Below are 6,957 nucleotides of genomic sequence, written 5' to 3'. Positions count from 1 at the left end.
TACACCCCCGCGACTAATTAGTCCATCCCCGCCCCTATTGGCAGCGGGTGTGGCCCCGGGGGGGGGCCCCCCCCCCGGGGGGGGGGGCCCCCCCGGGGGGGGGGGGGCCCCCCCCGCCCCCCGGGGGGGGGGCCCCGACCCGGGATTCCGCCTACCGGACGTCCGCCTCCATCGCGCGCACCAAGCTCGCGGGCCGCATGTCGATCCAGGACTTCTCGATCGCGTCCAGGCACTCCTGACGGGATCTCTCCGGACCGTCCGCGTGCCAGCCGCCGGGTTGGTCGAGATGGGCGGGCCACAGGGAGTGCTGTCCCTCGTCGTTCACCAATACGACGAACCGAGCCGAGTCGTCGTCGAAAGGATTAACCATGGCCGCTCCACCTTCCCTCAGTTTTCCGTTTCTTCTCGCCGTACGGGCCCCGGTAAAGCGCGGGGCGGCACAGCCCTGTCCCTATTCGCATCATCGTCAGAGTACAACAGCCGACTTCTTCGGATGGAAAGACTGCCGGGAGGTCGACGATTGGCCGGTTTCACCTGTTGGGTGTACGAATTTTCTCCTCACCTGATTCAGATCGAAGAACCGGGGTATGTAGGCCCCAGCGAGGGCGGACATATTTTCGATTACCTGGTACACCCCGTCCCGAACTGCGCCTTCTTCGACGGTAGCGGAGCGGACCGGCCGGGCCGTAGATAAATGTCAGGGCACCGCATCACGTAAAGCTCGCCCCCTGGGCGCCCGAAACGACGGCGCGGAATCAGCGGCGCTCGTTAATGGCCAAATCCGCACATCGGTAATCGACCGGGCGTCATCACGGATTATTCGGCAAGAGCGGCTGGCATAGGCCACCGGATTCGGTGATTCCGCTCCGCGGGGAATTCGCACGTCACAGGTGCGCGCCAGGAAATGCGCCGTGCGGGCGCCGGGTGCCGCGCGCCCCCCGCACGCCGGTTGCGCTCGGGGCACGGGAGGGGCGCGTGAGCGGCGTGGGACCTGAGATCTACGACCTTGCGCGTACGGCGACGCGGACGCGCGTAGGCGGACTGCTCAGCATTCCTGGTACGCGCGGCGACGCGTGATCGCCGGAACGGCCCGGTGCGGCCCGGCCCGGTCCGATGGGTCGTCGGCGGCAACTTCAGGGGCAGCGGCAGCGGATGAGCGTCACCGCCCGCGCGGTGTCACCAGGCGGAGGGGGCGTAGTCCTTCAGGAAGCAGCCGTAGAGATCCTCGCCGCGCTCGCCGCGGACGACGGGGTCGTAGACGCGGGCGGCGCCGTCGACGAGGTCGAGGGGGGCGTGGAAGCCCTCGGCCGCGAGCCGGACCTTGTCGGGGTGGGGCCGTTCGTCGGTGATCCAGCCGGTGTCGACGGCGGTCATGAGAATGCCGTCGGTGTCGAGCATCTCCTGGGCGCTGGTGCGGGTGAGCATGTTGAGCGCGGCCTTGGCCATGTTGGTGTGGGGGTGGCCGGGGCCCTTGTAGCCGCGGCTGAACTGCCCCTCCATGGCGGAGACGTTGACGACGTACTTGCGGCGCGCCGCGGCGGCGGCCATGGCGGGCCTGAGCCGGCTGACGAGGACGAACGGCGCGGTGACGTTGCAGAGCTGGACTTCGAGGAGTTCGACGGGGTCGACCTCGCCGACGGTCTGCACCCACGTGTTGGTGGGGTCGAGGTCGGGCACGAGCCCGCCCGCGTCGATGGCGGTGCCCGCTTCGATCCTGGCGAGCGAGGCGGAGCCGCTGACGAGGGCGAGGTCGGTGACGTCCTGCGCGGTGAGGGCGTCCTCGCGGCGCGGGGCCGGGAGGGCGGCCGCGGTCTGCGCGCCGCTGCCGAAGGCGCCGAAGACCTCGGAGGCGGGCAGTTCGCCCGCGGGCAGCGGCGCGGACTCGGCGGCGACCAGCTCGCGGTAGGCGTCCGGGGAACGGCGTACGGTCTGGGCGGCGTTGTTGATCAGGATGTCGAGCGGGCCCGCCGCCGCGACCGAGTCGGCGAGGGCGACGACCTGGGCGGGGTCGCGCAGGTCGATGCCGACGATCTTGAGCCGGTGGATCCACTCGTCGCTGTCGGGCATGGCCTTGAAGCGGCGGACGGCGTCGTTGGGGAAGCGGGTGGTGATCGTCGTGTGCGCGCCGTCGCGGAGCAGCCGCAGCGCGATGTACATGCCGATCTTGGCGCGTCCGCCGGTGAGCAGCGCGCGGCGCCCGGTGAGGTCGGTGCGCGCGTCGCGGCGGGCCCGGTTCTCGGCGGCGCACGACGGGCAGAGCTGGTGGTAGAAGGCGTCGACCTCGACGTAGCGGGTCTTGCAGACGTAGCAGGAGCGGGGCCGCTCCAGGATGCCCGCGATCTCCGTGCTGACGGAGGCGGTGAGCTGGATGCCGAGGGTCTCGTCGTCGATCCGGTCGGCGGCGCCGGTCGCGGTGGCCTCGGTGACGGCCTTGTCGTTGGCGGTCTTGGCCGCCCGGCGCTCCTGGCGGCGGCGCTGCTTCACCGACCGGTAGATGCCCGCGGTGGCCCGGCGTACGGCGATGGCGTCGGGGTGGTCGACGGGCAGCGTGTCGAGTTCGCCGAGTACGGCGAGGCAGACCGCCATCCGCGCGGGATCGATGCCGGGCACGTCGGCGAAGCCCTCCACGGCCTCCGCAACGTCCGCGCCCTCCGCGCCGTCCGTGTCCTCGGCATCACCGATCGGTTCCTCGTAGGCCCCGTGGCCGTGAAGGTCCTGCGTTGTCGCCGTCATCCCGCCGCTGCTCTCTCCGTATGTGCCCATGCGATGCCCCCGGGTGCCCCGCCCCGGCCGAACTTTACGTTTGCATCCGTAGCAGCTCCAAACCCGGCTGCGGGACCCGGCGGTACCCTCGGGTCGTTTCCGCCGCGCAGGAGCCGCACCTGGAGGTCCGTTGAGCGCCAGCAGCCCGCTCGCCGTCCCGTACGACGCGCCCTTCGGGGTGCGCAATCTGCCGTACGGGGTGTTCAGCACCGCCGACGAGCCCGCCGTGCGGCGGATCGGGGTGGCGTACGGCGATCACGTGCTGGACGCGGGGGCCGCGGCGCGGGCGGCCGGGGCGCCCGCCGACCTGGCCGCCGCGCTCGGCGCGGACTCGCTCAACCCGCTGCTGGCCGCGGGCCGCCCGCTGTGGACGCGGGTCAGGGCGGCGCTGACCGCGTGGCTGACCGACGACACCTACGCCGACGCCGTCGAGCCGTGCCTGCTGCCGCGCGCGGAGCTGACGATGCACCTGCCGTTCGAGGTGGCGGACTACGTGGACTTCTACGCCTCGGAGCACCACGCCGCGAACATCGGCCGGATCTTCCGGCCGGGGTCCGAGCCGCTGACCCCGAACTGGAAGCATCTGCCGATCGGTTACCACGGGCGGGCGGGCACCGTCGTGGTCTCCGGCACGCCGGTGGTCAGGCCGTGCGGGCAGCGCAAGGCGGCGGCCGATCCGGCGCCGGACTTCGGCCCCTCGCGGAAGCTGGACATCGAGGCGGAGCTGGGCTTCGTGGTGGGCGCGCCCTCGCCGCTCGGCGGCCGGGTGGCGCTGGCCGACGCGGACGCGCACGTCTTCGGGGTGTGCCTGGTCAACGACTGGTCGGCGCGCGACCTCCAGGCGTGGGAGTACGTCCCGCTCGGCCCCTTCCTCGGCAAGTCCTTCGCCACATCGGTGTCGCCGTGGGTGGTGCCGCTGGCCGCGCTCGCGCAGGCCCGTACCGACCCGCCGGTCCGCGACACCGAGCCGCTGCCGTATCTCGACGACCGCGCGGCGCGGCCGCCGTACGGCCTCGACATCGCCCTGGAGGTACGGCTCAACGGGCATCTGGTGTCCCGGCCGCCGTTCGCCGCCATGTACTGGACGTACGCGCAGATGCTGGCGCACATGACGGTGAACGGCGCGAGCCTGCGGACCGGGGACTTCTTCGCCTCGGGCACGGTCAGCGGTCCCGGGCGGGAGACCAGGGGCGCGCTGATGGAGCTGGCCTGGAACGGCGAGGAACCGCTGGAGCTGCCGGACGGGACGCGCCGGTCGTTCCTGGAGGACGGCGACGAGGTGGTGATCAGCGCCACCGCGCCCGGCCCCGGCGGTGCGCGGATCGGCCTCGGCGAGGTCGTCGGCCGCGTCGAGCCCGCCCGCCCCTGACACACACCCGCCCTCGGCGGACGGGGCCCCTGGACCGCCCGCGCCTCTGACAGACCGGTCGCCGCTTCCGCCGCCGCCACTCCCGTGTTCGCCTCACCTCTCCCACCACGCCCCCCGTACGGCGCAATCCCATCCGGCACAGCCGGTTCACACGTGCTTCCGTGTGAAGGAGCATGCGGAGAGCAGAAGACGCATGGCCAAGAGCGGGACGAGCTACAGCCGGTCCATACGGCGGCCGGCGGGAAGCGGGAATCCATGGCGACACGTGCACGCTCAGGACTTCTGGGCGAACTGTCGGCGGAGTTCGTCGGGACGATGATCCTCATTCTGATCGGTGTCGGCGTCGTGGCCCAAGTCGTCGGCGGCGGCGCGCTGACCGATCCGAAGGGCGGTCTCGGCGGCCACGACAGCATCGCCTGGGCCTGGGGGCTCGGCGTCACCCTCGGTGTCTACGTCGCCGCGCGACTCAGCGGCGCGCACCTCAACCCGGCGGTGACGCTGACCCTGGCGGTGTTCAAGGGCTTCGACTGGAAGAAGGTCGCGCCCTACGCGCTGGCGCAGACCGCGGGCGCCTTCGTCGCCGCGCTGCTGGTGCGCTGGAACTACTCCGAGATCCTGGGCCACGCCGACCCGGGCCACACCATCAAGACGCAGACGGTCTTCGCCACGCTGCCGGGCAACGGCTCGCTGACGGCCGGCGTCCACGAGTGGGGAGCCTTCCGCGACCAGGTGATCGGCACGGCGATCCTGCTGATCCTGATCCTCGCGGTCACCGATGTGCTCAACACCGCTCCCCGCGCGAATCTCGGCCCGTTCATCGTCGGCCTGATCGTGGTCGCGATCGGCATGGCGTACGGCGCCAACGCCGGTTACGCGATCAACCCGGCGCGTGACCTGGGCCCGCGGCTGGCCAGCTACATCACGGGCTACAGCACGGCGTGGCGCGACCAGTGGGGGAATCTCTACTTCTGGGTGCCGATCGTCGGACCGCTGATCGGCGGCGTCCTCGGTGGCGCGATCTACAAGATCTTCGTCGGCCGTTTCCTGCCCGACGCCCCGCCGGAGCCCCCGGGACGCGCCCCCGCCTCCGAGCCCGCGGCCGAGGTCTGAGCCCGCGGGTCCACGAGGTCCGTACACCCCCGCGGTCGGTGCGCGGGGGTCACGTACACGGCGGCCGTGCGGACGGCGGTCACGCACACCGCGGTCACGTACACCGCGGTCCGGCACACCCACGAAAGGCAGGAAGCACCCATGGCGGACTTCGTCGGCGCGGTGGATCAGGGAACCACCAGCAGCCGCTTCATGATCTTCGACCACGACGGAAACGAAGTGGCCAAACACCAGTTGGAGCACACCCAGTACCTGCCGAAGCCGGGCTGGGTGGAGCACGACCCGGTGGAGATCTGGGAGCGGACCAACGTCGCGATCCAGAACGCGGTGCGGTCGGCCGGAATCTCGGCCTCCGACCTCGCGGCGATCGGCATCACCAACCAGCGTGAGACCACCGTCGTCTGGGACCCGCGCACCGGTCGCCCGTACGGCAACGCGATCGTCTGGCAGGACACCAGGACCGACTCGATCGCCAAGGCGCTGGAGCGCGACGGCCACGGCGACCTGATCCGGCGCCGGGCGGGCCTGCCGCCCGCGACGTACTTCTCCGGCGGCAAGATCAAGTGGATCCTGGAGAACGTCGACGGGGTCCGCCAGGCCGCCGAGCAGGGGCACGCGCTGTTCGGCACGACGGACTCCTGGGTCCTGTGGAACCTCACCGGCGGTCCGAACGGCGGCATCCACGCCACCGACGTCACCAACGCCAGCCGCACGATGCTGATGGACCTGGAGACGCTGGACTGGGACGAGGAGCTGCTCGGCATCTTCAACATCCCGCGCGCGATGCTGCCGACGATCCACGCGTCGTCGCACCCCGAGGCGTTCGGCACCACCCGCACCTCGCGCCCGCTGAGCGCGCCGATCCCCATCACGGGTGTGCTCGGCGACCAGCAGGCGGCCACCGTCGGCCAGGTCTGCTTCGCGCCGGGCGAGGCGAAGAACACCTACGGCACCGGTAACTTCCTGCTGCTCAACACCGGTACGGAGGCGGTCCGCTCCGAGCACGGTCTGCTGACGACCGTGGCGTACAAGTTCGGTGACGCCCCGGCGGTGTACGCGCTGGAGGGCTCCATCGCGGTGACCGGTTCCGCGGTGCAGTGGCTGCGCGACCAGATGCACCTGATCAGCGAGGCCGCGGAGAGCGAGCGGCTGGCGAAGACCGTCGAGAGCAGCGACGGGATCTACTTCGTGCCCGCCTTCTCCGGGCTGTTCGCGCCGTACTGGCGGTCCGACGCGCGCGGCGCCATCGTCGGCCTCGCCCGCTTCCACACCAACGGCCACCTGGCGCGGGCCACGCTGGAGTCCATGTGCTACCAGAGCCGTGACGTGGTCGAGGCGATGGAGCAGGACTCCGGTGTGCACCTGGACGTGCTCAAGGTCGACGGCGGTGTCACGGCCAACGACCTGTGCATGCAGACCCAGGCCGACGTCCTGGGCGTTCCGGTCAGCCGTCCGGTGGTCGCCGAGACCACCGCGCTGGGCGCGGCCTACGCGGCCGGTCTCGCCACCGGGTTCTGGCGCGACACCGACGAGCTGCGCGAGCACTGGCACGAGTCGCGCCGCTGGGAGCCCCAGTGGACCGAGGAGCAGCGCGCCACGGGCTACAAGGGCTGGAAGAAGGCCGTGGACCGGACCCTGGACTGGGTCGACGTCGAGTAGTCCGGCGGCCGGGCGGCTCCCGGCCCTCCGCAGCCGTCCCCCGTACGCCCCGCCGG

5 protein-coding genes are annotated in these 6,957 nt (G+C 71.6%); 3 read left to right on the top strand and 2 right to left on the bottom strand.

Going from position 1 to position 6,957, the window contains the following annotated elements; all coding sequences use genetic code 11:
• Positions 1–151 precede the first annotated feature (151 nt).
• Together ACFZBB_RS33480 and ACFZBB_RS33475 are read right to left on the bottom strand one after the other, a co-directional pair.
• On the bottom strand, positions 152–370 hold the full coding sequence (locus ACFZBB_RS33480) for an MbtH family NRPS accessory protein (protein ID WP_391130582.1): 219 nt from the start codon (positions 368–370) through the stop codon (positions 152–154).
• A gap of 806 nt (positions 371–1,176) precedes the next feature.
• Positions 1,177–2,586, bottom strand: a complete 1,410-nt coding sequence (locus ACFZBB_RS33475; protein WP_391130594.1) for an SDR family NAD(P)-dependent oxidoreductase — start codon at positions 2,584–2,586, stop codon at positions 1,177–1,179.
• A 307-nt stretch (positions 2,587–2,893) separates the two neighbouring features.
• Here ACFZBB_RS33475 and fahA point away from each other — a divergent pair, with 307 nt between their 5' ends.
• The 3 genes from fahA (at position 2,894) to glpK (ending at position 6,901) form a co-directional block, all read left to right on the top strand.
• Complete coding sequence (gene fahA, locus ACFZBB_RS33470) at positions 2,894–4,132, top strand: fumarylacetoacetase (protein WP_391130579.1); 1,239 nt, start codon at positions 2,894–2,896, stop codon at positions 4,130–4,132.
• Between the two features lie 255 nt (positions 4,133–4,387).
• Entirely contained in the window at positions 4,388–5,242 is an 855-nt protein-coding gene (locus ACFZBB_RS33465; protein ID WP_391130576.1) for an MIP family channel protein, read from the top strand.
• Positions 5,243–5,383: 141 nt separating this feature from the next.
• Positions 5,384–6,901: a glycerol kinase GlpK gene (gene glpK / locus ACFZBB_RS33460; RefSeq protein ID WP_391130591.1), complete on the top strand. Its 1,518-nt coding sequence runs from the start codon at positions 5,384–5,386 to the stop codon at positions 6,899–6,901.
• Positions 6,902–6,957: the final 56 nt, after the last annotated feature.

The organism is Streptomyces sp. NPDC008139, assembly GCF_042957025.1.
GTDB lineage: Bacteria > Actinomycetota > Actinomycetes > Streptomycetales > Streptomycetaceae > Actinacidiphila.
The sequence above is the reverse complement of the archived record's forward strand: the minus strand, read 5'-3'. Positions and strand labels throughout refer to the sequence as shown.

What these genes read in the sequence shown, in the direction of transcription:
- ACFZBB_RS33480 (WP_391130582.1), bottom strand. Translation starts at nt 370, where the DNA reads ATGGTTAATCCTTTCGACGACGACTCGGCTCGGTTCGTCGTATTGGTG.
- ACFZBB_RS33475 (WP_391130594.1), bottom strand. Translation starts at nt 2,586, where the DNA reads ATGGCGGTCTGCCTCGCCGTACTCGGCGAACTCGACACGCTGCCCGTC.
- ACFZBB_RS33465 (WP_391130576.1), top strand. Translation starts at nt 4,388, where the DNA reads ATGGCGACACGTGCACGCTCAGGACTTCTGGGCGAACTGTCGGCGGAG.
- glpK (WP_391130591.1), top strand. Translation starts at nt 5,384, where the DNA reads ATGGCGGACTTCGTCGGCGCGGTGGATCAGGGAACCACCAGCAGCCGC.